The sequence below is a fragment of the Hymenobacter terrestris genome, from assembly GCF_013377905.1.
In the GTDB taxonomy this organism is placed as follows: domain Bacteria; phylum Bacteroidota; class Bacteroidia; order Cytophagales; family Hymenobacteraceae; genus Hymenobacter; species Hymenobacter terrestris.
The window spans coordinates 1-513 of record NZ_JABKAV010000163.1 but is presented as its reverse complement, the minus strand read 5'-3'; the positions used below and the strand labels follow the sequence as shown (position 1 = coordinate 513).

Sequence of the window (513 nt, the reverse complement as noted above, 5' to 3'; positions counted from 1 at the left end):
GAGGACGCCTGTTTTTACCCTTGGATTGCCGACTCCGAAGTCATCCGGTATTCGCTGTCCGCGTTCCAAGCAATGAAGACGCCGGCGCAGATTGACGACTGGTTCGCGGCGACCTTACGGGATGAGAAAAGCCTCAACCTCGGCATCTACCTGCAGGAGACTGACACGCTGATTGGCTACGCGGGCATCTCTAACCTGTCAGCCACCAACCGGTCGGGTGAGTATTTCATCCTGATTGGCGAGAAAGCCTACTGGGGGAAAGGTGTGGGCACGGCGGTGACGAAACAGGTGCTCGCCTTGGGCTTTACTGAACACCATCTCAACCGGATTATGCTCACGGTTTCGGAATTGAATCCGGGCGGCATCAAGGCTTACACCAACGCCGGTTTTGTGGTCGAAGGTCGCCTACGAGCAGCCTGCTGTCGCGACGGCTTGTTCCACGATAAAATCGTGATGTCGGTCCTCAAAGAAGAATGGCAGCCAACTGAGGTCTAGTGGTCTACCAAAAGGGTC

1 protein-coding gene is annotated in these 513 nt (G+C 55.8%); it reads left to right on the top strand.

The window, feature by feature from the left end; translation table 11 throughout:
* Positions 1-495 (top strand): GNAT family N-acetyltransferase (locus HW556_RS18440; RefSeq protein WP_176901577.1); only part of this gene is annotated, 495 nt, incomplete at its 5' end.
* Positions 496-513 lie beyond the last annotated feature (18 nt).